21 protein-coding genes are annotated in these 23,596 nt (G+C 69.8%); 11 read left to right on the top strand and 10 right to left on the bottom strand.

Annotation, left to right across the window (positions count from 1 at the left end; genetic code table 11):
- Positions 1–317, top strand: a 317-nt coding sequence (locus tag ACFYPS_RS31195) for an integrase core domain-containing protein (protein ID WP_387329133.1), incomplete at its 5' end; no start/stop codon positions are given.
- Here the strand turns inward: ACFYPS_RS31195 and ACFYPS_RS31190 are convergent.
- The gene (locus ACFYPS_RS31190) at positions 292–1,587 is read right to left on the bottom strand and encodes a hypothetical protein (protein WP_387329130.1); all 1,296 of its coding nucleotides are present in this window, start codon (positions 1,585–1,587) and stop codon (positions 292–294) included. The two genes, ACFYPS_RS31195 and ACFYPS_RS31190, sit on opposite strands and share 26 nt — an antisense overlap.
- 400 nt (positions 1,588–1,987) lie before the next feature.
- Between ACFYPS_RS31190 and ACFYPS_RS31185 the strand changes: the two genes are divergently transcribed.
- On the top strand, positions 1,988–4,024 hold the full coding sequence (locus tag ACFYPS_RS31185; RefSeq protein ID WP_387329127.1) for a hypothetical protein: 2,037 nt from the start codon (positions 1,988–1,990) through the stop codon (positions 4,022–4,024).
- Positions 4,025–4,059: 35 nt separating this feature from the next.
- On the opposite strand, the gene ACFYPS_RS31180 is transcribed toward ACFYPS_RS31185, so the two are convergent.
- The 3 genes from ACFYPS_RS31180 to ACFYPS_RS31170 are packed head-to-tail and all read right to left on the bottom strand — an operon-like array spanning position 4,060 to position 7,086.
- Complete coding sequence (locus ACFYPS_RS31180) at positions 4,060–5,580, bottom strand: tripartite tricarboxylate transporter permease (protein WP_354965794.1); 1,521 nt, start codon at positions 5,578–5,580, stop codon at positions 4,060–4,062.
- A gap of 20 nt (positions 5,581–5,600) precedes the next feature.
- Positions 5,601–6,062, bottom strand: coding sequence for a tripartite tricarboxylate transporter TctB family protein (locus tag ACFYPS_RS31175; RefSeq protein WP_387329124.1), 462 nt, complete (start codon positions 6,060–6,062; stop codon positions 5,601–5,603).
- Between the two features lies 1 nt (position 6,063).
- Complete coding sequence (locus ACFYPS_RS31170; RefSeq protein WP_354965796.1) at positions 6,064–7,086, bottom strand: tripartite tricarboxylate transporter substrate-binding protein; 1,023 nt, start codon at positions 7,084–7,086, stop codon at positions 6,064–6,066.
- Positions 7,087–7,231: 145 nt separating this feature from the next.
- On the opposite strand from ACFYPS_RS31170, the gene ACFYPS_RS31165 reads away from it, so the two are divergent.
- Both ACFYPS_RS31165 and ACFYPS_RS31160 read left to right on the top strand, forming a co-directional pair.
- A complete protein-coding gene (locus ACFYPS_RS31165) occupies positions 7,232–7,915 on the top strand; it encodes a response regulator transcription factor (RefSeq protein ID WP_354965797.1) in 684 nt (227 codons plus the stop codon).
- A gap of 6 nt (positions 7,916–7,921) precedes the next feature.
- Positions 7,922–9,403: an ATP-binding protein gene (locus ACFYPS_RS31160; protein ID WP_387329121.1), complete on the top strand. Its 1,482-nt coding sequence runs from the start codon at positions 7,922–7,924 to the stop codon at positions 9,401–9,403.
- A 37-nt stretch (positions 9,404–9,440) separates the two neighbouring features.
- On the opposite strand, the gene ACFYPS_RS31155 is transcribed toward ACFYPS_RS31160, so the two are convergent.
- The 4 genes from ACFYPS_RS31155 to ACFYPS_RS31140 all read right to left on the bottom strand — a co-directional run bounded on the left by ACFYPS_RS31155 (position 9,441) and on the right by ACFYPS_RS31140 (position 14,032).
- The gene (locus ACFYPS_RS31155; RefSeq protein WP_387329118.1) at positions 9,441–10,400 is read right to left on the bottom strand and encodes a TAXI family TRAP transporter solute-binding subunit; all 960 of its coding nucleotides are present in this window, start codon (positions 10,398–10,400) and stop codon (positions 9,441–9,443) included.
- A 43-nt stretch (positions 10,401–10,443) separates the two neighbouring features.
- A complete protein-coding gene (locus ACFYPS_RS31150; RefSeq protein ID WP_387329116.1) occupies positions 10,444–11,382 on the bottom strand; it encodes an ROK family protein in 939 nt (312 codons plus the stop codon).
- Between the two features lie 117 nt (positions 11,383–11,499).
- On the bottom strand, positions 11,500–12,999 hold the full coding sequence (locus tag ACFYPS_RS31145; RefSeq protein ID WP_354965801.1) for a Gfo/Idh/MocA family oxidoreductase: 1,500 nt from the start codon (positions 12,997–12,999) through the stop codon (positions 11,500–11,502).
- A gap of 139 nt (positions 13,000–13,138) precedes the next feature.
- A complete protein-coding gene (locus ACFYPS_RS31140) occupies positions 13,139–14,032 on the bottom strand; it encodes an SIS domain-containing protein (RefSeq protein WP_387329113.1) in 894 nt (297 codons plus the stop codon).
- 424 nt (positions 14,033–14,456) lie between these two features.
- Between ACFYPS_RS31140 and ACFYPS_RS31135 the strand changes: the two genes are divergently transcribed.
- From ACFYPS_RS31135 to ACFYPS_RS31120, 4 genes are all read left to right on the top strand, one after another.
- The gene (locus tag ACFYPS_RS31135) at positions 14,457–15,572 is read left to right on the top strand and encodes an extracellular solute-binding protein (RefSeq protein ID WP_387329110.1); all 1,116 of its coding nucleotides are present in this window, start codon (positions 14,457–14,459) and stop codon (positions 15,570–15,572) included.
- Between the two features lie 90 nt (positions 15,573–15,662).
- Entirely contained in the window at positions 15,663–16,520 is an 858-nt protein-coding gene (locus tag ACFYPS_RS31130) for a carbohydrate ABC transporter permease (RefSeq protein ID WP_387329107.1), read from the top strand.
- A gap of 3 nt (positions 16,521–16,523) precedes the next feature.
- On the top strand, positions 16,524–17,450 hold the full coding sequence (locus tag ACFYPS_RS31125; RefSeq protein ID WP_387329104.1) for a carbohydrate ABC transporter permease: 927 nt from the start codon (positions 16,524–16,526) through the stop codon (positions 17,448–17,450).
- Positions 17,447–18,271 carry a DeoR/GlpR family DNA-binding transcription regulator gene (locus tag ACFYPS_RS31120; RefSeq protein ID WP_387329102.1) on the top strand — a complete coding sequence of 275 codons (825 nt, stop codon included), beginning with the start codon at positions 17,447–17,449 and terminating at the stop codon, positions 18,269–18,271. Before ACFYPS_RS31125 ends, ACFYPS_RS31120 begins: the two co-directional genes overlap by 4 nt.
- Before the next feature lie 15 nt (positions 18,272–18,286).
- Here the strand turns inward: ACFYPS_RS31120 and ACFYPS_RS31115 are convergent, their stop codons facing one another.
- Together ACFYPS_RS31115 and ACFYPS_RS31110 are read right to left on the bottom strand one after the other, a co-directional pair.
- Positions 18,287–19,120, bottom strand: coding sequence for a ketose-bisphosphate aldolase (locus ACFYPS_RS31115; RefSeq protein ID WP_387329099.1), 834 nt, complete (start codon positions 19,118–19,120; stop codon positions 18,287–18,289).
- Positions 19,117–20,070 (bottom strand): hexose kinase, encoded by a 954-nt coding sequence (locus tag ACFYPS_RS31110; RefSeq protein ID WP_387329097.1) that lies wholly within the window; start codon positions 20,068–20,070, stop codon positions 19,117–19,119. The genes ACFYPS_RS31115 and ACFYPS_RS31110 overlap by 4 nt, the downstream gene beginning before the upstream one ends.
- A gap of 189 nt (positions 20,071–20,259) precedes the next feature.
- Between ACFYPS_RS31110 and ACFYPS_RS31105 the strand changes: the two genes are divergently transcribed.
- The 3 genes from ACFYPS_RS31105 to ACFYPS_RS31095 all read left to right on the top strand — a co-directional run bounded on the left by ACFYPS_RS31105 (position 20,260) and on the right by ACFYPS_RS31095 (position 23,558).
- The gene (locus ACFYPS_RS31105) at positions 20,260–22,041 is read left to right on the top strand and encodes a glycoside hydrolase domain-containing protein (RefSeq protein WP_387329094.1); all 1,782 of its coding nucleotides are present in this window, start codon (positions 20,260–20,262) and stop codon (positions 22,039–22,041) included.
- Between the two features lie 310 nt (positions 22,042–22,351).
- Positions 22,352–22,951 (top strand): hypothetical protein, encoded by a 600-nt coding sequence (locus ACFYPS_RS31100; RefSeq protein ID WP_387329091.1) that lies wholly within the window; start codon positions 22,352–22,354, stop codon positions 22,949–22,951.
- Positions 22,935–23,558, top strand: a complete 624-nt coding sequence (locus ACFYPS_RS31095) for an OmpA family protein (protein WP_387329089.1) — start codon at positions 22,935–22,937, stop codon at positions 23,556–23,558. The genes ACFYPS_RS31100 and ACFYPS_RS31095 overlap by 17 nt, the downstream gene beginning before the upstream one ends.
- Positions 23,559–23,596 lie beyond the last annotated feature (38 nt).

Below are 23,596 nucleotides of genomic sequence, written 5' to 3'. Positions count from 1 at the left end.
ACAGGGGAGTCCAGTATCGAGCGATTCGCTACAGCCAGCGGCTCGCCGAGGCCGGCGCTGTCGCCTCGGTCGGCTCCAAGGGCGACTCGTACGACAACGCGATGGCCGAGGCGTTCAACTCGCTCTACAAGGCCGAACTCGTGCGCAACCGAGGTCCGTGGCGCGGGCTCGACGACCTGGAGATGGCCACCGTCGAGTACATCGACTGGTACAACAACCGCCGCCTGCACGGCGAGCTCGGGCACATCCCGCCCGCCGAACACGAGGCCCTACACGCGATGACCCAGCCGGTCACCGCAGCCCTGAAAACCAGCTAACCAACTCTCCATCAAACCCGGGGCTTGACAGTGCCTTCGGGTCGTTCCCGCGGCGGGCCACGATGGCGATGTAGTCGTCGTACTCCCAGCGCAGCATCGAGTTGGCGAACGACGCCATGTCCTCGGTGAAGAGCGCGTGCACGTCGAGGTCGAGGAGATCGTCGGCCTGCTTCGAGGCCTTCTTCGCCTCCTGCAGCACGTCCTGGACGCCCTTGGCCAGCGTCGAGGCCGCACGGGGGTTCGCGGTGGCGGCTTCCAACATCTTGGCGAGCTTCTCCTGCTGTGGCTCCGGCAAGCTCTTGAGGCGTTTCAGAAGTGCACCGGACCGCGCAGCACCGTCGACATCGTCCACGATCCGGCGCAGATCAGCCGTCAGCGCTTCGATGCGGGCGAGTTCCTCGCTGAGCCGCGCCGAACTCCTGCCCATACGGACGTAGGCCGTCGCGCCAACCGACACCGCCGCCAGAGTCCCGTACACGATGATCTCGTTGGAGGTGACGCGATTGCCCCAGAAGTCCCGCCCGGTTGCCGTCATGAACGCGAGCTGTCCGAGCTCGTAGAGGTCTCCGATGATGGGGACGAAGCTGAGCGGCACCTCGATCATCATCTGGACCATGGACGAGACGCTCGTCCTGTCGGGCAACTCGTGGCGGTGGTGCGTCTTCGCGTCGAAGTCCAGGCTCGCGCCCTGGCGCGGAACATCTTCGTGGGCGACCTTGCGGGAATAGACAAACGTCGCACGGGCGACGGCCTTCGGCCCGGGTTGGACGGTCACGGTGACGTTCTCGTCGTGCTGGATGACGATCAGACTGACCGAGCCCTGGCAGCGGGCCGAGTAGGCGTACGCCGCGGGCTTGTCCGGGTCCTTGATCGTGACCTGTACCTGGAAGTGGCCCTCCCAGTGCTGGATCACCACCCCGGTGGGCTGCGGCACGATCAGCAGTCCGGGCGGCAGCACCCGTTTCCAGACGTAGCCGAGGCTCACCGCCATCGTGTCCGCGACCCTGCCCAGGTTGTCCGCCTCCACCGGAACCGGCGTCTCGGCCCCCGAGACGAGCACGTACGGAGTTCCCATCGCCGCGAGGATCGACTGCGGATCACCGAACGAGGGAGCCGCCCGCGGGTCCTGGTTGCGAAAGACCGTGACCTGGGGCGTGAGGTCGCACAGCACGGTGTCGGGATCGAGGACCTGGTGGCGCAGGTCGGACGTGGGCGTGCGCTGGTGATGCGACGGGTGGCACTGGCAGGAAGGCCCGGGTGACGTGGTCACCGCGGAGAACGGTGACCGGGGCCGCTCGACGCGGAACGCGGTGAACGACGGCCGGTCCCGGCGTACCCGCACCGTGACGTCCCGCGCCAACGCCATCAGCAGGATCGGCCGCCGGAACGCGGGCGACTCGGGATACGTCACCCTCGCCGGGCCGCCTGACGGGGGCAGCCAGTGCCACACGACCGGCGGGATGCCCAACTCCTTCCAGCGCTTCGCGCTTGCCTGCCCGGGGCGGATGGTCCAGGTCCAGGAGACCTTCAGCGAGGTGTCGGTGATGGTGATGTGGGCGAGGTTATCGTCCGGGATCAACCGGCCGGCGAACGCGAGGGCGCCGCTCTTGCCGCGATCCCTCGTGCGGCGTAGGGTCCGTCCACTCCGGCCACCATCGAAGGAGATGCGTGTGACCACCCCCGTACGGCTCCGTCTCGCCGTGTCCGTGCTGGTGACCGCCGGAGCCGTGCTGCTCGGCACGGCAGCCCCCGCCGCGCCACCCGCGGTGTCGTCGCACCCGGCCACGCACGGTGGCTGCGACCCGATCGACCCGACCGCGTGCCTGCTGCCGTTCCCGAACGACTTCTTCACCGTGACGGATCGAGCCAGCCGCACCGGCAAGCGGGTGCAACTCGCGGCCTCCTCGATGCCCGCCAACGTGCACGGCACCCCGATCGACCCGGCCGAATGGAACCGACAGGACGGGTTCAGCCCCGGCTCGCCGATCCTGGTGCGCGTGCCCGGCCTGGACGCCGCGGCCACGGGGATCGCCCCGGTCACCGACATCGGCCGCTCGCTGGCGCCGGACGCGCCGATCGTGCTGCTCAACACGGCCACCGGCAAGCGCACTCCGTACTGGGCGGAGCTGGACGCGCACGCCGCCGGCGCGCCCGACCGGCAGCTGCTCATCATCCGGCCGGCGGTGGCGCTGGCTGAGGGCACCCGGTACGTGGTGGGCCTGCGTGGCATGCGCGACCGGAACGGGAAGCTCATCCCTACGCCGGCCGCATTCCGGAAGTACGTCACCGGCGTCGGCCTCGGCCCCCGGGACCGCCGCGCCCCGCAGATCAAGCGGGTCCTCGCCGACCTGACCAGGGTCGGTGTCAAGCGGCACAGCCTCCACCTGGCGTGGGACTTCACGGTGGCGAGCCGGCAGGGCCTGACCGGGCGGATGCTGGCGATCCGCGACAACGCCTTCGCCACCCTGGGCGCGGCGGCGCCGTCGATCACCGTCACCCAGGTGACCGACTACCCGCCCGCGCAGGATGCGCGGATCGCCCGGCAGGTGACCGGCACCATCGGCGTACCGTCCTATCTGAACGGCAGCGGCGGACCCGGGTCACGGCTGCACTACGGGCCGGCGGACGGCGACGGGTCAGCACCGACGAGGTACTCCCTGCCCACGCCGTCCGGCGCGACGCTGCGGGCGGACTTCGTCTGCGACATCCCGCGCAGCGCCTCCGCCGCCGATCCGGCACACCTGTCGCTCTACGGCCACGGCCTGCTGGGCAGCCCGACCGAGGTCAACGCCGGCAACGTCAAGACCATGTCGGCGACGTACGACTTCAGCTTCTGCGCGACAAGTTGGATCGGCATGGCCGCCGCTGACGTCCCGTACGTTGCCGGCGCCTTCACCGACCTCAGCGCCTTCCCCGCGGTGGCGGACCGGTTGCAGCAGAGCTTCCTGAACTTCCTCTTCCTGGGCCGGGCGATGATCCACCCGGACGGGTTCGCGGCCGACCCGGCGTTCCAGGACGCCGGCGGGCATCCGCTCATCGACGTGGCCGGCGGGCTGCACTACGACGGCAACAGTCAGGGTGGCATCAACGGCGGCGCACTCACCGCCATCGCCCAGGACTGGACCCGGTCCGTGCTCGGCGTGCCGGCGATGAACTACTCCACGCTGCTGCAGCGCAGCGTGGACTTCGCCCCCTTCCAATCGATCATGGACCAGTACTACCCGGACAAGGTCGACCAGCAGCTGATCTTCGCACTGCTGCAGATGCTCTGGGACCGGTCCGAAGCCAACGGGTACGCCCAGCACATGACCGACAAGCCGTTGCCGCGCACCCCGGCGCACCGGGTGCTGATGCAGGTGGCCTTCGGCGACCACCAGGTCTCCCCCGCCGCGGCCGAGGTCCAGGCGCGCACCATCGGCGCCCGCCTGCACACCCCTGCCCTCGCCGACGGCTGGTCACTCGACGTGAAGCCGTACTGGGGCATCACACCGATCCGGGCGTATCCGTACACCGGCTCGGCGATCGTGATCTGGAACAGCGGCGCGGCGTACGCGCCGCCGACGACGAACCTCGCCCCGGCCGGGCCGGAGTACGGCGACGATCCGCACGAGTTCCCGCGCGCCCAGGCCGGAGCCCAGAAACAGAAGGCGGTGTTCCTGCTCACCGGCAAGGTCATCGACGTCTGCGCGCGAACGCCCTGCCCGTGAGGCGCTGACCGGTCGCGCCGAGCGCCCCGCCGGGATCACCATCCGGCCTCCTGCTCCTCGTCGGCGAACACGATCTCGCGGCGCCTGCGAATCATCGGGAGGACGGCGACGACGAGCGCTGCCACGGCCAGGGCCAGGAACACTGCGGAGATCGGCCGGGTCAGGAAGACCGACGCGTCGCCGCGGGAGATGATGAGCGCCCTGCGCAGGTGCTCCTCGAGCAGGGGGCCGAGGACGAAGCCGAGCAGCAGCGGCGCCGGCTCGCAGCCGCACTTGATCAGGATGTAGCCCAGGATCCCGAAGAACGCGATCGCGTAGACGTCGTACGCGTTGAAGCTCAGCGAGTAGGTGCCGATCGCGGCGAACAGGATGATCATCGGGAACAGCACCTGGTACGGGATGCGCAGCAGGCGCACCCAGATGCCGATCAGCGGCAGGTTCAGCAGCACGAGCAGCACGTTTCCGATCCACATCGACGCGATCAGGCCCCAGAACAGCGCCGGCTCGTTGGTGATGACGTTCGGGCCGGGGGTGATGCCGTGGACGATGAACGCGCCGACCATCAGCGCCATCACCGGGTGGGCGGGCAGACCCAGGGTGAGCAGTGGAATGAACGACGTCTGCGCGGCGGCGTTGTTCGCCGACTCGGGGCCGGCGACTCCCTCGATCGCGCCGCGCCCGAACTCCTGCGGCCGCTTCGAGATCCGCTTCTCGACGGCGTACGAGGTGAACGAGGCCAGCACGTGGCCACCGCCGGGCAGGACGCCGAGCGCGGCGCCGAGACCGGTACCGCGCGCGATCGGGCCGACGATCCGGCGGCGGTCCTCACGGGTCGGCCAGAGGTTCCGCACCTTGCCGACGATCGCCGTGCGGGTCTCCTCGTTCTCCAGGTTGCGCAGAATTTCGGCCACCCCGAACATGCCGACGGCGACCGACACGAAGTTGATGCCGCCGTACAGCTCGCGCTGGTCGAACACGAACCGGGGCGTGCCGGTGTAGATGTCCTGGCCGACCGTGCCGAGCAGCACGCCGAGCGCGATCATCGCCAGTGCCTTGAGCGCCGATCCACGCGCCAGCGTTATTGACACGATCAGGCCGAGCAGCACGAGCGAGAAGTAGTCGGCCGGGCCGAACTTCAACGCGACGCTGGCCAGCGGTGGGGCCGCGACGGCCAGCGCGACGGTGGCCACCGTGCCCGCGATGAAGGACCCGACCGCGGCGGCGGCCAGGGCCGGACCGGCCCGGCCCTGCCGGGCCATCTCGTACCCGTCCAGCGCGGTGACCGCCGCCGAGGACTCGCCGGGCAGGTTGATCAGGATGGCGGTCGTCGAGCCGCCGTACTGCGCGCCGTAGTAGATGCCGGCCAGCATGATCAGCGCCGTCACCGGCTCGAAGCTGAACGTGATCGGCAGCAGCATCGCCACCGTCGCCGTTGGCCCGATGCCGGGCAGCACGCCGACCGCGGTCCCGAGCAGCACTCCCACGAAGCAGTAGAGGACGTTCTGGACCAGGAAGGCGGTCGAGAAGCCCAGCGCGAGGTTGTCGAGAAGTTCCATGCCTCAGTCCGGATGCCGCGTCAGAGCTCCAGCCACGGGCCCCATAGCGGGATCCGCAGCTGAAGTCCGACGACGAAGATGAGCGTGCTGGCCGCGGTCAGACCGGCGGCCACGGCCACGGCCGTGAGTAGCCGTACGCGTGCGCTGGCCAGCGTGGTGAGCAGGGCGGTCACCGCCGACGTCGGCACGAATCCGAGGCGCCGGACGGTGAGTCCGAAGAACAGGACCGCGAGCACGATGGCGGCGACCGCACGCCATGGGACCGGTCCGAACGAGATCCCCTCACCGGCGATGAGTCCCTTGATGATGATCGCCAGGCCCAGGGCGGCCACGGTCGCGCCGACCAGCAGCGGGAAGGCGCCGGGGCCCATCCGCAGTGGGGCGCCCAGCTCGTAGCCGAGCGCCCCCCACACGAATGCGCCACCGATCAGGACGAAGAGTCCCCCGGCGAGGACGTCCGGGAACGACCGACGGCGTTCCACCTCAGGAGACCTTGACCCCGGCGTCAGCGATGATCTTCGCCCACGTGCCGAGCTGCTCCTCGAGCTTGGCCCGGTGCGCCTGCGGGGTCGCGTCCTGGGCCGGGACCGGCGCGGTGCCGAGCTTGGCCATCTGGTCGATGACCCCCTGGTCGGCCAGTGCCACCTTCAGCGCCTCGGACAGCTTCTGGACGACCTCCTGCGGCGTGCCGGCCGGGACGTAGAGACCGTGCCACACGCTGACCTGAAGCTGGGGCAGCCCGGCCTCGGCCGTGGTGGGCAGGTCGGGAAGGCTCTTCACCCGCTCCGGCGTGGTGACCGCGTACGCCTTCACCTTCCCTGCGGCGATCTGGCCGCTGGTGTTGGTCGTCTGGTCGCACATGAAGTCGACCTGGCCGCCGACGAGGTCGGTCAGCGCGGGGCCGGTGCCCTGGTACGGGACCTCCTGGAGCTTGACACCGGTGGCGGTCTGGAACAGCAGGCCGCACAGGTGGGATGCGGCGCCGATGCCAGCGTTGGCCAGGGTGACCTTGTTGGCGTTCGCCTTCACGTGGGTCACGAGGTCCTGGAGTGTCGCGGGTGCGAAGTCCTTGCGGGCGACGACTGTCATCGGCACCTCGGTGACGAGTCCGACCATCTCGAAGTCCTCGAGCGGCTTGTAGCCCAGGTTCTTGTACAGGGCTGGCGCCGTCGACATACCGATGTGATGCATGAGCACCGTGTAGCCGTCCGGATCGGCCCGCGCGACGTCGCCGGCGCCGACCGTGCCGCCGGCGCCCTCGACGTTCTGGACGACGATCTTGGCGCCGAGCTTGGCGGCCATCGGCTCGGCGATCATGCGGGTGACGGTGTCTGTCGGGCCCCCCGCGCTGAACGGCACGACGATCGTGATGTTCTGGTCCGGGTAGCCTGCGGCGTCGCCTCCGCCGTTGGCGCCTCCGTTGCCGGAACAGGCGGCGACGAGCGAGACGACGCCGATCGCGGCGACCATCCGCGCGGTGGCCCGGTACCTGCTGGTCTCTCGCACAGCGGCCTCCTCATCAGCGCATGCGCATGTCTCAGTGAGCGAGTGGACCTCAGTCTCGACTGGCCGGGACGCGGATGGTGTCAGAGGAATCCCAAGAACTTGAGGGCTGACACGAGGGTCGACCCGGGCCGTACAATCCGCTGGTATGCGGATAACCGTCATCGAGGATGACGACCGCGTGGCGCTGGGTCTGGTGACCGTCCTGACCCAGGCGGGCTTCGAGGTCCACCGCATCGCCACCGCCGCGGAGGCCGTGCGCGCCGCGCCGTCCGACGTGGTGCTCGTCGACCTGGGTCTGCCCGACGGCGACGGACTCGACGTGATCCGGAAGCTGCGTGACCACCCGCAGACCGCGGTCATCGCGGTCACCGCACGGTCCGAGGAGCACGAGCGGGTCCGTGGCCTGCGCGCCGGCGCTGACGACTACATCGTCAAGCCCTTCGGCATCCCGGAGCTGCTCGCCCGGATCGACGCCGTCCTGCGGCGCACCCGGGCGGCTCGCGCCCTGAGCCAGTCGGACGAGCCGCTCCTGCTCGGCCCGATGCGGATCGGCGTGGGCACCCGCGAGGTCACCGTCGACGGCACGCCCGTGCCGTTGACCCGCAAGGAGTTCGAGCTGCTCCTGCTGCTGGCCCGGCGGGCGCCCAACGTGGTCAGCCGCGACGTCATCCTCGACCAGATCTGGGGCGCGACCTGGGAGTCGTCGAGTCGCACCCTGGACACCCACATCGCGGCGATACGGCACAAGCTGGGGCCGGACGTGGTCATCCGCACGATCCACGGCGTCGGCTATCGGCTCCTGGCCGACCAGCCGGAGCTGATCGGCTGACACGCCGTGCACCGCCGCCTGCTCGTCGTCCTCGTTCCCCTTGCGGTGCTGCTCGTCGCGGCGCTCGGGGTGCCGCTCAGCGTCACCGTGGCCGAGCGGGAGATGCAGGAGACGTACGTCAACCGGCTCAACGACGTCGGCCGGTTCGCCTCGCTGGCCGAGACCGCGCTGTCGACCGGGCGGACCGAGGCGCTCCAGCAGGAGCTGACGCGTTACCACGAGCTCTACGGCATCCCGGTCGCGCTGGTCGACACGTCCGGCGAGGTGTTGCTCGGACCGGCCGGCGCGTACCAGGAGGCGGCACGCGCCGAGCCGACGTTGCCCCGGATCGTGACCGCGGCGCTGGCCGGGGCGCGCTCCGAACCGTCCTGGGAATGGGCGCCGTGGGACGATTCGGCACTCGTTGTGGCCGAGCCGGTGGGCCGGGACAGTGAGGTGGTCGGCGCCGTCGTGACGATCTCCGACCTGTCGAGGACGCGCGAAGCCATCCTCGTACGCTGGGCCCGGCTCGCCGGGCTGGGGCTGCTGCCGTTGATCGCGTTGGCGGCCGTCGCCTGGCCGGTGTCGGCATGGGTGCTGCGGCCGGTGCGGAAGCTGGACGCGGCGACCTCGCGGATCTCCGAGGGCGACCTGACGATCCGCGCCGACGCCGAAGCCGGCCCGATCGAGCTGCGGCGGCTGGCGGAGTCGTTCAACACCATGATGGACGCCGTCGAGAACGCCGCGCAGCGGCAGCGGGCCTTCGTGTCCGACGCGTCGCACCAGTTGCGCAACCCGTTGACCAGCCTCCGGCTCGCGGTGGAGAGCCTCGCGCCGCACCTGCGGCCGGAGGGCAACGGACGGCAGGTGTACGACGTCGCCGTCGACGAGCTGAAGGCGATGCAGCGGATGTTGAACTCGCTGCAGGCCAGTGCGCGGATGGAGAGCATGCGGACGGCGTCGCCGGTGGATCTTGACGAGGTGCTGGCGACCCGGGTGGTCCGGTGGCGGGCGTTGACGGCGACGGCGGGGCAGACACTGGCGGTCGACGTGCCGCCGGGGCTGCGGCTGCTGGAGCCGCCGGGCGGACTGGGCAGCATCCTGGACGAGCTGATCAGCAACGCGTTGCGGCTTTCGGGCGCGCGGGCGGTGGAGGTGAGCGCCCGCGTTGTTCCCGGTGGAGCGGGCGCCGGAAACCGCAACGGCTCCGCGGCCGCAGGGGTGGTCACCATCTCGGTCCGCGACGACGGGCAGGGGATCGACGTGTCCGAGCAGGCGCAGGCGCTACGACGGTTCTGGCGGTCGCCGCGGCACCAGAACGTGTCCGGTACCGGCCTGGGACTGGCGATCTGCGCCGACCTGGTCGGGGCGGCCGGGGGCGAGCTGCGGCTGGAGGAGGGCCTGCCGCGTCCGGACGGGTCCGGGCACGGGTTCGCCGCAGTGGTCGCGTTGCCGGTCGTTCCGCAGGTGGCGTCGTCGGCCGGCGCCCCGGCGCCGTCGCCGGTCTGAGGACCCGGTCTCTTCGCCAACCTGCCGCTGTCTCTGGTCAGCGCTTGCGGTCGCGGAACCAGGCCACCGCGCCCGGATGGAGCGGAACCGATGCGGTGGAGATCCCGGTGCGTACGTTGATCTGCCACGCTTCGGGAACGGCCGCGGCGTCGCCACGGCTGGCGGAGGTGATCGTGCCGGTGTGCGTGAAGATCGTGTCGGTGATGGCGTAGACCAGGTCGTCGGGCAGGTCGTTGCGCGCGAGCAGCACGTTCGGCACGGCGACGGTGCGGGTGGCCGGGACGCCGGCGTAGGCGGTCGCGTGGATCGTGGCGGGAGCGTAGGGACCCGGGTACGCCGTGAAGAGCGCGTCCGCCTGTGCGTCCAACGGGATCAGCCGGATCGGGTGCCGCTGAGCCAGCTCCGTGATGGCGGGTGTCGGGACGCCGGTCAGGGAGAACATCGCGTCGATCCTGCCGTCGCGCAGCGCCGCCGCCGATTCGGCCTGGCTGAGGTACCGAACGTCGGCGTTGATCGGGCCGAGCTCCAGAACCCGCAGCGAGGTGAACTCCGTGCCCGAATCGCGGGCACCGAGGGACAGACGTTTGCCCTCAAGGTCCCGGAACTCCTCGATCGCCGAACCGGCCATGACCACGAGATGCAGATGACTGTCGTAGAGCCGGCACACCGCCGAGAGCCCCTCGGGCGCGCTGCCGTCGGTCGTGATCACCGCATCCAGACTGGTCAGCCCGAGGTGCGCCGCGCCGGCCCGCAGCATCCGGATGTTGTCGGTGGACGCCCCGCTCGGCACGGTGGTCACCGTGGCACCCGGCACCTGCTCGGAGATGTGTTCGGCCAGCGCACCGCCGATGCGCCGGTACACCGCCCCCGCCGGCCCGGTGGCCAGTCGCAGGTGGACCGTGTCGACCTCGGGCTGTGGGGAGCAACCGACGAGCAGCCCGCCGGCGGCCAGGAGCACCGCCCGCCGGCTGATCCGTGGCTCCGGGTCCAGCACCATGCCGCGATGATACGGATGGTGCCGTCGGTCGCGATGACACCGGTCAATACGGCGCTCGCACGCCACCCTCCATGCGGTCGAGCGCGAGTAGGGCGGCGCCGAGGCTGCCGGCCTCGTCGCCGAGTGCGGCCCGCGCCAGCCGCGGCTCCCGGTGAAACGTGAGCCGCGCGCGCAGCGCCGCCCGGAGCGGGTCGATCAACCCGGCTCCGGCCTCGGCGAGGCCGCCGCCGATCACCATCACCTCCGCGTCGTAGAGAGCCTGTCCGGTGCGGAGCCCGTCGGCGAGCGCGTCGACCGTGTCGCGCCACACCTGCCCGGCGAGTTCCTCCCCCGCGGCGGCCCGCGCGGAGACGTCGGCCGCGGTGGCGGGCGTACCGGTCAGCTCCACGTAACGCCGGCCGACCGCGGCCGCCGAAGCGACCGCCTCCAGACAGCCGAGCTGGCCGCAGCCGCAGCGCGGCCCACCGGGGCGTACCACGATGTGACCCAGTTCGCCGGCGGCGCCGTGCGCGCCCGCGTAGGCCGACCCTCCAACCACGTGCGCAGCGGCGATGCCGGTGCCGATCGCGACGAAGAGCACGTGCCTACTACCCCGCCCGGCGCCGAGCCGGGCCTCCGCCACGCCGCCCACCCGCACGTCGTGCCCGAGCGCCACGGGCAGCCCGAGCCGCGCGACCGCCAGGTCCCGCAACGGTACGTCCCGGAAGCCGACGTTGGCCGACCAGACCGCCACGCCGGCGACCTCGTCGATCACCCCGGGCACCGCGATGCCCACCGCCACCGGAGTCAACCCGTCGGCGCGGGCCTTGTCAGCCAGCCCTCCGGCGACGGACAGGACGGTCTCCACGACCGCCGACGGACCCCGGTCAGCGCCGGTGGCGTGCCGTTCGGTGTGCTGGCTGGTCCCATCCGCCCGGACCAGCGCGGCCTTGATGCCCGTGCCGCCCACGTCCAGGGCGATGACCACCGCGCCTTCACTCACCGCTTCCCCTCGCCCCGCTCGCACCGAGCCTGCTGGTCCGCTCGCCGCGCTCATCGGGGTCGGGCACGGACGTCCGTGCCCGACCCCGCGTAGCGTCAGCTCAGCCCGCGCCCATGCCTACCGGCGCGGCCGACCGTCACCGTCCAGCCACGGGTCCTCCGGCCGCGGCCGGTCGAACGTGGGGCGTGCCTGCTGCCAGTGGCCCCGGGTGAAGTCGGGCACCTTGACCGACTTGAAGCCCTTGCCCTTCAGCGACTCGTGGCTGAGCGGGATCACCGAACACCACGCCGCCGAGTCGTAGACGTCGATGTCGGGGGTCATGCCCAGGCGCATCAACTGGACCATCCGGAAGATGGAGATGAAGTCGCCGCCACCGTGCCCACCGTACTGGCTGGCCAGGTTCTCCAGGGCCGGCCAGATCCAATGGTCGTGCTGGTTCATGATCGTGCTGAAGGCACTGCCGGTCCGCCACGCGTGGTTCGTGTGGCCGAGCGACTCCAGGTAGATCCGGGCGTTGTCCAGTTCCAGTGAACCCCGGGTCCCCGTGAGCGTGGTCTCCCGGCTGTACGGGTGGGGCGAGTTCACGTCGTGCTCGACCCGGATGAACCGGTCGTTGACGGTCTTGATGAAGACCTGCTTGCGGTCCCCGGAGATGTAGGGATCGTCGTCCCAGGCCGGGTGGTCCGCGCCAACCCGCGGGTCCTCCTCGCGGAACAGGGCCAGCGCCTTGGGCCGCGAGGCGACCGCGACGAGTTCGTCGAAGCGATCGCCTCGGTTGATGTCCAGGGAGGCCGAGACCGGCCCGAGCCCGTGCATCGGGTAGTGGGCGGCGTTCATCCGGGTCTGCCAGCGCCGCCGCCAGTGCTCCGGGTAGTAGGCGCCCCCAAAGGTGTACGGCCAGCGCAGGTCGTGGACGTAGCCACCGGAGGCGTGCTGCAACTCGCCGAAAAGCCCCGCCTTGGCCATGTTGAACATCTGCATCTCGGGGCGGAAGTAGTTCACGTTCTCCAGCAGCATGCAGTGCTTGCCGGTGCGCTCGGAGGTGCGGACCAGGTCCCAGATGTCGTCCAGGTGCGGCGCGATGGGCAGCTCGATGGCGACGTGCTTGCCGTGCTCCATGGCCGCCTTGGCCATCGGGTGGTGCCACTCCCACGGCGTGGCGACGTAGATCAGGTCGATGTCGTCACGACGGACGAGCCGCTCGAAGTCCTCCTCGCCGTTGGAGTAGCCGACCGGCTCCTTGTCCTGGAAGCCCTGAGCCATGACTCGGCTGATGGTCTCCGCGACGTGGTCGGGCCGGATGTCGCAGACCGCGGTGATCGTGGAGACGGCGGCCCACCGCATGGCCTGGTCTCCGCCGCGGTTGCCAAGGCCGATGATGCCGACACGCACCTCGTCGAAGCCCTCGAAGGGGACGTTGACCATGGACTTCTCTTTGCCCTTGATCCGGGCAGGTTCGGCGGCGGGCGCCGCACCGGCCGCCGTCCCTGGAAGTAGGGCGCCGCCAAGTCCGGCCGCGGCGCCAAGCGCGCCCACGCCCTTCAGGACGTTACGACGCGACGGGTGGGACCCGGCTGCCGCGGTGGACTCGTTCGGGCTGGCTTCGTTGGGACTCACGTGGATCAGCTCCTCTGCGGGAATGTGACGTGTCACGCGGGCACAATTGCTTAGCCGTGCTGGTCGACGCGGCGATCAGTCAGCGTCGGACCACCCGGCCCGGCTACCTCCGGGCACATTGGCCCCGAGTGTCGAGCGGTCAGCCGTCGAGGATGACCGACCGGGACAGGTTGCGCGGCTGGTCGGGGTCGAGCCCTGCTGCCCCGGCTCGCAGCAGGCACAACTGTTGGACGCGGACCAGGTCGGCGAGCGGATCCATCTCGGACCACTCGAAGTGACCGCCGGTCGCCCGGACCTGGTCCGCCAAGCCGACGGGAACCTCTCCGAACGCCCAGACGACCCTGCCGGGCGCGGTGATGCTGAGCGGACCGTGCCGGTACTCCATCGCGGGGTAGGACTCGGTCCACAGTTGAGTCGTCTCGCGTAGCTTCAGGGCCGCCTCGTGCGCGAGCCCGACCGTCCAGCCGCGTCCGAGGAAGGTGATCTGATCGGCCGTCGCGGCCGGGCTCGTCGCGTCGGCGCCGCGCTCGAGAACCTGCCGTGCCTGTTCGGCGACCCGACGCAGGTCGTGACCGAGGGCCGCCCGCAACAGCGCGAGGGTGGTCGTCGCGAAGCGGGTCTGTACGACCGAACGCTCGTCGACGTCGCTGAGCACGACCGGACGGGCCAGGCTCACCGCCGGCGATGTTGCGTCGGCGGTGATGACGGTGGTGGGCACGCGATGCCGGCACTGCTTGAGGACGTCGAGCACCTCGGTCGTGGTGCCCGAGCGGGTAATACAGAGAACCCGGTCATAGCCACGGCCCAGCTGGTGTTCACTGGCCGGCCACGCGTCGGTGCTGCCCTCGCCGGCGCTCTCCCGTAGGGCCGCGTAGGCCTGGGCGATGAACAGCGAGGTTCCACATCCGAGCACCGCGACTCGCTCGCCAGGCTGCGGAAGGTCCATCGCCACCGAGGGCAGAACGTCCAGCACACGGAGCCAGTCATCCGGCTGGGTCTCGATCTCGGCCGCCAGGAAGGTTCCTTCACTCATCGGTGCCTCGTCCTCATGGTTCATGCGAGCGGGTCTGGAGCGCCTCCAGAATGGAGCGACCTGATCGAATCTGTCAAGAAGGTCGTGGAACCGGTCAGTAACATGCACTGAGGCGCCGGAAGTCGGTCACGGCCTGAGCAGCAGTTACAGGGAAAGACCTTGACGCCACTCAGGAAAGCGACGCAGAATCCCACCAACAGCGGCGTGATCGTGGAAGGTTCCGACGGGAACCAGTCACGAACGATCACAGCCAGCCAGGATTCCGATCACGACTTTGGCGATGTCCCCTGCGCCGGTGGAGGCGGAAATGAAGAGATTCGCGCGTTCGTGGGCGGCCGTAGCGGTTGCCGGCTTGACGCTGACAGGTTGCGGATTCGGCGGCGACGACGGGCAGAGTGCGGACGCACGCACGCTGTCATTCCTTGTGCCCAGCTACAGCGACGGCACCAAGGCGCTCTGGGAGGGCATCATCGCCGACTTCGAGGCGGCCCACTCGGACATCAACGTGGAACTGGAGATCCAGTCCTGGGACAACATCAACGATGTTGTCCGTACCAAGGTCCAGTCGAACGCGGCACCGGACATCCTGAACATCGACGCCTTCTCGGGCTTCGCGGCGGACGACCTGTTGTACTCCGCCGACGAGGTGGTCTCGGCGAGCACGCTGGCGGACTTCCAGAAGTCCTTTGCGGACAACGCCTCGATCGACGGCACGATGTACGGCCTCCCACTGATCGCCTCGGCCCGCACCATGTTCTACAACACCGAACTGTTCGAGCGTGCCGGCGTCGCAGCGCCGCCGAAGACGTGGGACCAGCTGCTCGACGCGGCGAAGAAGGTGGCCGGTCTCGGCGACGGCGTCTACGGCTACGGCATGCCGCTGGGCAGCGAGGAGGCCCAGGCGGAAACCTCGATCTGGACCTTCGGCAACGGCGGATCGTGGACCAACGGGTCGGCCATCGCGGTCAACACCCCCGCGACCCTCGAAGCCGTCACGTTCATGAAGCGGATGATCGACGAAAAGGCCACCCAGCCCGACCCCGGGGCGTCCGACCGGACCCCCATGCTGGACGTGTTCATCCAGGGCAAGATTGGCATGGTGGTGGCGCTCCCGCCCACCGTCGGCCAGATCGCCGAGAAGAACCCGAGCCTCAAGTACGCGAGCGCTCCGATCGCCACCAAGGACGGCCAGCCGATGACCCTCGGGGTCGCCGACCACCTGATGGCGTTCAAGAACAAGGGTGACAAGCAGGAGGCGCTCAAGACCTTCCTGGACTACGTGTTCAGCGCACCGGTCTACACGAAGTTCGTCGACACCGAGGGGTTCCTGCCCACCACCAGGTCCGGCGCAGTGGCGCTGGCGGGCAAGACGGAGATCGCGAGCTTCCTCGAGGTCCTGCCGAGCGCCCGGTTCTACCCCAGCACGAACCCGCAGTGGGCGGCGACCCAGGGCGCGATGCAGAGCCTGATGGGGCAGATCGGGCAGGGCAAGAACCCCGGGGCGGTGCTGGATGAAATCCAGGCCAAGGCCAACGGCTAGAGCCTGCGCGGCTGACAAATGACGACCAACCAACTCATGGAAGTGCCGGCACCCGCGATCTCGACGCGTCGTCAGGCACGCCGAGACCTGGTGGCGGCACTTCCATGGCTGATGCCGGCGCTGACCCTGATCGTCACCGTCGTCCTGTTCCCGGCCGGCTATCTGGTCTGGACCTCGACCCGGGACGTGTCGCCGGTCGGGGTGGACCGCGGCTCGGCCGGGTTCGACAACTATGTGACGCTGTTCGACTCCCCCGCGTTGGGCAGGGTGCTGCTCAACACCGCGATCTGGGTGGTCGGCGTCGTCGTGGTGACCGTGCTCGTCTCCATGGCGCTCGCGCAATTCCTGGACAAGGCCTTCCCTGGTCGCCGACTGGTTCGACTCGCGGTCATCGTCCCGTGGGCGGCGAGTGTCGTGATGACGGCCACCGTCTTCTACTACGGACTCGATCCCTTCTACGGGGTCATGAACCAGTTCCTGGTCGACCTCGGGATCTTGGATACCGGGTTCGGCTTCACCCGACAGCCGGTGCCGGCCTTTTTGGTGGCCATGGGAGTGGCGGTGTTCGTCTCGCTGCCGTTCACCACGTACACGATCCTCGCCGGGCTGCAGATGGTGCCGCGCGAGGTGCTGGAAGCCGCCGCGGTGGACGGCGCCGGCCCGGTGCGGACCTACTGGAGCGTGATCTTCCCGGTCCTGCGGCCAGCGATCGCCGTCGCCGTGCTGATCAACATCATCAACGTCTTCAACTCGCTGCCCATTCTCCGCACACTGACCGGCAGCATTCCCGGGTACGACGCGGACACCACCACCACGTTGATTTTCAAATACATCCAGCAGGACCGCCAGGTCGAGACGGCTAGCGCACTGAGCGTCGTGAACTTCGTCATCGTCCTCGCGGTCATCGGTATCTACCTCCGGGTTGTCCGGCCGATGAGGGACGAGTGAGCCTTGGCGACGACGGCAACCAGATCTCAGGGCGATGAGCGCGTCACGAAGTCGGTGCGCGCCAGCGGACACAACGGTCGTACCCGGAGCCGCGGCGGGCATCCACGCGGCGGTCGCCGGTGGTTGATGGCATTGGCCGGCGCGGTGGTGGCGTTGTTCTTCCTGGCGCCCTACCTGGTGATGGTGATCGGCTCGTTCAAGCGGCACTCGGAGATCGTGCGCATTCCGGCCACCTACCTGCCGACCGAATGGGTGCCCTCGAACTACACGTCGATGTGGTCCACGCCGGAGACGCCGCTCGCCTACAACCTCGTCTCCACGATAATCATCTCTGCCTGCGGGACACTGCTGGTCCTGGTGGTGGCCATGCCCGCCGCCTATTACACGGCCAAGCACCGCTTTCCCGGGCGGCTGGCGTTCCTGCTCCTGGTCCTGGTGACCCAGATGCTCCAGCCGACCGTACTCGCGGCGGGACTGTTCCGGCAGTTCCTCGCGATCGGTATCGACGACACCTGGCTCGCTATGATCCTCGTCAACGGCGCGTTCAACCTCAGCTTCGCGGTGTGGATCATGCACAGCTTCTTCGCCGGGGTGCCCAAGGAGATAGACGAGGCGGCAATGATCGACGGTGCCAGCAAACTGCAGACGCTGCGGCGGGTAACCCTGCCCGTGGTCTGGCCGGGCATCGTCACCGCCATCATCTTCACCTTCGTCGCGTGCTGGAACGAGTTCGCGGCCAGCCTCGTCATCTTGACCACGGCGGAGAACCAGCCGCTGACCGTCGCCATCACGAAATTCGTCGGTCAGTACGACTCGGCGTGGCAATACGTCTTCGGAGTCTCTATCGTCGGCATCGTGCCCGTGATCGTTCTCTTCGCATTGGTTGAAAAGCGCCTGGTGGCAGGTCTCACGGCGGGGGCCATCAAGTGAGCACGGTCGAGGCCGCCGCCGACCGGGCGGACGGCCGCGACCGTGCCCAGCGCCTGCAGGCGCTGCTCGACATCCTGGGCGCGCGCGGCAGGCTGTCCGTCGCCGAGGCGGCCAGCGCCCTGCAGGTCTCCGAGGCGACGGTCCGTCGGGACTTCACCACCCTGGCGGAGCAGCAGTTGGCGGCTCGGACGCACGGCGGCGTCGTGGCCACGTCCGTCTCGTACGACCTGCCGGTCCGCTACCGGGGCCGGGGCGACAACGGCGCCAAGGAGCGCATCGCCGCGATCGCCTGCGAGCTCGTCGAACTGGGCGACGTCGTCGCGTTCAACGGTGGCACCACCACGTCCGCGACGGCCCGACGTCTCGCCGCGCGGGTCGACCTCGCCCAGGCCGTTCAGCGGCCGGCCGTGACGGTGGTGACGAACGCACTCAACATCGCCACGGAGATGGTGCTGCGACGCCACGTCCGGACCGTCATCCTCGGCGGTGTGGCACTGCCCCAGTCGTACGAGCTGACCGGGCCGCTGGCCACGATGGTTCTGAACGAGCTGTGGCTCGACGTGCTGATCCTCGGGGTCGACGCGTTCTCCCCCGACGGCGGCACGTCCTGTCACGACGAGGGCGAGGCCGGCATTGATGCGACGATGGTCCGCCGGTCCCGTCGGGTCGTCGTCGTGGCCGGCTCAGAGAAGCTGGGCCGGCACTCCTTCGCCCGGATCTGCGACGTCAACGCGGTGGACACCCTGGTGACCGACGACGGCGCGGACGCGAAGGTCGTGGCCGACCTGCGCGCCGCCGGCGTCAACGTGCTGCTGGCCTGAGGCCCGCCCGCGCCGTCACGGGGCGAGCAGGGTGACCAGGTGGGCGACCTGCGCGGCCACCGCATCCCTACCCGGACCGAGGTACCTGCGCGGGTCGACCAGGTTCTCGTCGGCGGCGAGCGCACGCCGGACCGCACCGGTGAGGACCGCGTTGAGATGGGTCGCAATGTTGATCTTCGACATTCCGTGCGCGACTGCCGACCGCAGGCCCGCCTCGGAGACCCCGGACGAGCCATGCAGGACCAGTGGCACCGGCACCTTCGCCGCGATCGCGGCGATCAGTTCGTCGTCGAGGACCGCGTCACGGCTCAGCATCGCGTGCGAGGAGCCGACCGCGACCGCGAGCGCGTCGACACCGGTGGCGGCGACGAAGGCGGCCGCGTCGTCCGGATCGGTCCGTACGCCGGGCTTGTGCGCACCGTCCTTGCCGCCGATCGCACCGAGTTCGGCCTCGACCCAGACCCCCCGCGAACGACACCAGGCGGCGAGCTCCGCGGTCAGGGCGACGTTCTTCTCGTACGAGTGCCCGGACGCGTCGACCATCACCGAGGGCACCCCGAGTTCGACCGCCTGCTCGACAAGCTCACGCCGGGTGGCGTGATCCAGGTGTACGCAGACCGGCACGGACGCTTCCGCCGCGATCCGGAGGCAGGCCAGCGCCAGCGGCGCCAGGCTGCCGTGGTAGCGGGCCGTATTCTCCGATAGCTGCAGCACCACCGGGCGTACCGCGCTCTCGGCGCCGGCCACGATGCCCTCGGCATGCTCAAGCTGGATGACGTTGAACGCCCCGACGGCCCGGCGGTCCCGCGCTGCCGGGATGACGAGTTCCGCCATCGAAGCCAGAGTCATACTTCCTCCACTCTCACCTGATCACGCCAGCGCCGGTAGGCACGGACGTCCACCTCACCGGCGACCGGACGCAGCACCGCTGCCGCCGACAGCGCCACCGCGTCGACGAGCAGGCCGTGCCAGTCGACGGCGTCCAGCGACCCGGCGGCCGCGAGTTGCCGGGCGACGGCCGCACAGGCCGCGTCCCCGGCGCCGGTCGCGTTCCCCTCGATCCGCTCCGGTGGCGCGGCCAGCATGGCCCGATCCGGTCGTACCACGGCCATCCCGTCGGCGCCCAGGGTCAGCACGACGGCGGCGACCCGGCCGGCGGGGGGCAGCAGCCGGCGGGCCGCCCGTACGGCCTCGGCCGGCGTCGAGGGCCGGTGACCGACCAACTCGGCCATCTCGTCCGCGTTCGGCATCAGCACCGCCCCGCCAGCAGTCGCCGCCGCCCGCAGGGCCGGGCCGCTGACGTCCACGACGGCCGGCACTCCGGCGGCCACCGCCGCGTCGACCAGGCGGGCCGGAAGCCCCGGGTCCACGCCGGGCGGCAGGCTGCCGGAGACGACCAGCGCGTCGGCACCAGCCAGGAGTTCGCTCACGTGCCGGGTCAGGGCGTTGGCGGCGGCCGGCGGGTCCATCGGCGAATAGCCAGGCTCCCACAGCGACGTCGTCACTCCGTTGGTCTCGTGTACGACCAGCGTGCGCCGGACGTCCGGCAGTACGTCGAGCAGGTCGGCCGGCACGCCGGCCCGGTCGAGAGCGGCCCGCAGGGCCGCGCCCCCCGGACCGCCGGACATGCCGGTGACGAGGACCCGCTCCCCCAGTTCGTGAAGCACCCGGCCGACGTTGACGGCCTTGCCACCGGGGCGTTCGCTGACGGTCCGCACCCGCTGCACCCGGCCCCGGTGCAGTTTCCCCAGCCCATAGGTCACATCGAGCGCCGGATTCGGCGCAACGGCGAGGATCACGTTGCCCGCTCGGTCATCGCGACTCCTCGTCGGGGGTCTGGCGCCGGTGCTCCGGCATGGAGTTTCGTGCTCGATATTAACAAAAAGCCGTCGCTATCGCGCACCCCCTTCTTGCCTCGCGGCGGACGCTGATCAATACTGATCGCTATCCGTCGGATGCCGGCAATATCGCTCACAGGAGTTGATCACATGCCTCCTCCCGCACCGTCGAACATCACCCATCCACCGACCACAGTGGTCCGATCACGCCGTTTCAGCGTCGGGCTCGCAGCCGTCGCGCTCCTGGTCGGATCCGTCGCCGCACCCACTCCGGCCGGCGCGCAGCCGCCCGCGGACGCCCTCAGGACCTGGGTGCCGACCGGCGACTTTGCGTCCTCGTCGTTCGAGCGCGTCCCGCAGGTCGCCCCGGAGTCGCTGCCCACCGGCAACGCCCGGCAACTGTCCTTGGCGACCGTCCGGGGCGGACAAGCGTCGGCCCAACTCGCCGTGGCCAGCGCCCAGGACCTCGAAAAACTCCGGGTGCAGGTTGGTCCGTTGAAGCCGACCGGCAAGGGCGGCGCGATCTCGAAGGCGATCCAGGTCCGCTATCCCGCCTACATCCCCGACGACCGAGGCGGGATGATCGCCGACCCGCTGCGCGAGGTCGACCGGGTGGACGTGCCCGCCGGCCAGGCGCAGCCGGTCTGGTTCACCCTCGCCGTACCACCGGACGCCCGCCCGGGCACCTATCGCAGCCGGATCACCGTGACCGCCCACAGGGTCAAGCCGATCGAGTACGACCTCACGGTGAAGATCGCCGACGTGACCCTGCCGCCGGTCGCCGGGCGGGACTTCCACCTGAATCTTTGGTTCCAGCCAGACACCATCGCCGACCAGGCCGGCCTCGAACTGTGGTCCGACCAGCACTTCAAGGCCATCCGGCCGTACCTGGAGGACCTGGCCTCACGCGGCCAACGCGTCATCAACTCGGCAATAGCCGAGGACCCGTGGCCGGTGCTGTGGCCGGACGGCCAGTGGCGGTCGCAGACCTACGTGCCGTACCACTCGGCCGTCGACTGGTTCCACGACGGCGAGCAGTGGTCCTTCGACTTCGCCAACTGGGACCGTCTGGTCGAGGAGGGGATGCGGGCCGGCATCGGCCCGTACATCCACGCCTTCGGGCTGCTGATGTTCCGCGGCTACCAGCACGTCGTCTACACCGACACCCGGACCGGTCAGCGGGTGGACCAGGAGGTCTCACTGGGCGGCGCGGAGTGGAAGGACGCCTGGTCGGCGTTCCTCGTCGCGTTCGAGGACCACGTACGGGACCGGGGCTGGCTGGACCGGACCTACCTCGCCTTCGACGAGCGGCCCGCGAGCGAGATGCAGGTGGCCATCGACCTGGTCCGGGAGGTCGCACCGGTCTTCGTCGACCAGATTGCGATCGCCGGTTCCGCGAGCACCGACGCATTCGCGCAGGACCTGTCGCTCAACTACTCCGACGTTGACCACTGGTCGCAGGAGATGATCGACCGGCGCCGGGCGGAGGGCAAGAAGACCACCTTCTACACCTGGTCCAACCCGGCCTACCCGAACACAGTGACCCCGGCCGCACCCCTCGGCGCACGCGTGCTGTCCTGGCTCAGCGCACAACGCAACCTCGACGGCTACCTGCGTTGGGCGTACAACTCGTGGCCGCAGGACCCGTACACCGACGGGTCCTACCGCTACCGGCAGGGCGACGAGTACCTCGTCTACCCGGGCAAGGACGGACCGGTGTCGAGCATCCGGTGGGAGCTGTTCCGCGACGGTCAGGATGACTTCGCCCTGCTCGACCAGCTAGCCGAACGCGGCGGCCAGGACCACCCGGCGCGGGTGGCCGCGCTGGCCGGTGTCGAACCCGCGGCCACCCCCGGACCGGCCGCCTACCAGGCGCTGCTCGACGCCCGAGCGGCGGTCGTCGAGGCACTGGCGGAATACCCGACCGACTGACCACCGGCGTCACGCGACACGGCGGCGGCGTGCCACGCACGCCGTGTCGCGTGACCTGCGGCGGCCACCGTTGATCGGCCGCGGGCGCCCCTCGCAGGCTGCCTCGACGGAGCGGGCGGTGGCCGTCGCGGCCCCGCATGCCCGCAACGCTCCACCCTCCCGGGCCATCGCATAAGCATTTGCCGATCCGGTGCCGTCTACTACCGTCTCCCAGGGGCCGGTCGCGGCCCGGCACGGACGCAGGGGCTCCTCCACGATCAAACGGTCGTCGGAGTCACTGGCAGTCGGTCAGCCTACGGGGAGGAAATCCGTGCGTTTGCGCAACACAATGGCCGCCGGTTCGCTTGCGATAGCGGTGGCCCTGGTCCTCGCCGGATGCAGCAGCATCGACAGGACCGATGGCTCAGATGCCACGAAGGACTCGAAGGACACCATCGGTGCCGCGCCGGGTAAGCCCGAGGAACTGGGCTCCCCGATCGCGAGCCGGGACATGCAGATCAGCGACAGCGGCAAACTCTTCCCGGTGAAGGTGGAGCTGTACCAGTTGCGACGCGACAGCGGGTTCGTCAACCTCAATGTCCGGATGACGCGCACGGACACCACGGACAGCCCGGACCGCTGGCAGATTGGCAGCGCCTTTCAAGGTGAGACCATCTCCTTGGCGTTCTCCGGCGTGACAATGATCGACCGGAAGAACCGCAAGCGGCACCTGGTCGCGCGGAGCGGTGACCCGGACGCGAAGCCCGGCCAGGTGAAGTACCTCGCCTCGTCGGGTCTCTCATCGGTATTCGTCGAGGCCGGTCAGTCGGTGGACCTGTACGCCATGTTCGGAGCCCCACCGGACGACGTCACCGCCGTCGACGTCGTCATCCCCCGAGTCCCGGTCTTCGAGAATGTCCCGCTCGCTTAGCCCACGGACAGCGCTGGCCGCGACCGCGACCGCGCTGGCTCTGCTGCTGGTCAGTGAACCGGCCGTCGCCTGGTCTGCGCCGACGTCGACGCCGTCGTCGGGGACCGCCGCCGTGCCCGGACCAACGCTTGGGCCCGGCGAGCAGGTGAACGCGCCGATCATCGACATCCGGGCGCCGATGGAGGACATCTATCTGCGCACCGAGGACCTCGACGGCAACAGCCTGGAGGCCGAGTCCGGGGGGCGTATCGAGCTGACCCTGGCGGCGGACGTCCTCTTCGCCTTCGGCAAGGCCGATCTGTCCCCGGCCGCCCGTACCCGGCTGGCCGAGATATCGAGACGGCTGCGTACCCAGGCCGCCGGCAAGGTCCAGATTTTCGGACACACTGATTCGGTGGGTCACGACGCGCAGAACCTGACGTTGTCCCGTCGACGAGCCGAGGCGGTCCGGGACGAGTTGGCCGTGGGACTCGCCGGCAGCCAGATCACCTACGAGGTCAAGGGCTTCGGGGAGACCCGACCCGTCGCGCCGAACACCGTGGACGGCAAGGACAACCCGAAGGGCCGGGCCAGCAATCGACGCGTCGAGATCCGGTTCGACAAGTGATCGGACCCGGAGACCAGCCGCCAGCACGGCTGGTCTCC

Source organism: Micromonospora sp. NPDC005087 (assembly GCF_042872965.1).
Taxonomy (GTDB): Bacteria; Actinomycetota; Actinomycetes; order Mycobacteriales; family Micromonosporaceae; genus Micromonospora.
Note: the sequence above shows the minus strand (reverse complement) of the source record. Positions and strands in the feature narration are given on the sequence as shown.

Coding starts and splice junctions, on each gene's coding strand:
- ACFYPS_RS31180 (WP_354965794.1), bottom strand. CDS start 5,580: ATGGAACTTCTCGACAACCTCGCGCTGGGCTTCTCGACCGCCTTCCTG.
- ACFYPS_RS31140 (WP_387329113.1), bottom strand. CDS start 14,032: ATGAGTGAAGGAACCTTCCTGGCGGCCGAGATCGAGACCCAGCCGGAT.
- ACFYPS_RS31105 (WP_387329094.1), top strand. CDS start 20,260: ATGCCTCCTCCCGCACCGTCGAACATCACCCATCCACCGACCACAGTG.
- ACFYPS_RS31165 (WP_354965797.1), top strand. CDS start 7,232: ATGCGGATAACCGTCATCGAGGATGACGACCGCGTGGCGCTGGGTCTG.
- ACFYPS_RS31115 (WP_387329099.1), bottom strand. CDS start 19,120: ATGACTCTGGCTTCGATGGCGGAACTCGTCATCCCGGCAGCGCGGGAC.
- ACFYPS_RS31155 (WP_387329118.1), bottom strand. CDS start 10,400: ATGGTGCTGGACCCGGAGCCACGGATCAGCCGGCGGGCGGTGCTCCTG.
- ACFYPS_RS31095 (WP_387329089.1), top strand. CDS start 22,935: ATGTCCCGCTCGCTTAGCCCACGGACAGCGCTGGCCGCGACCGCGACC.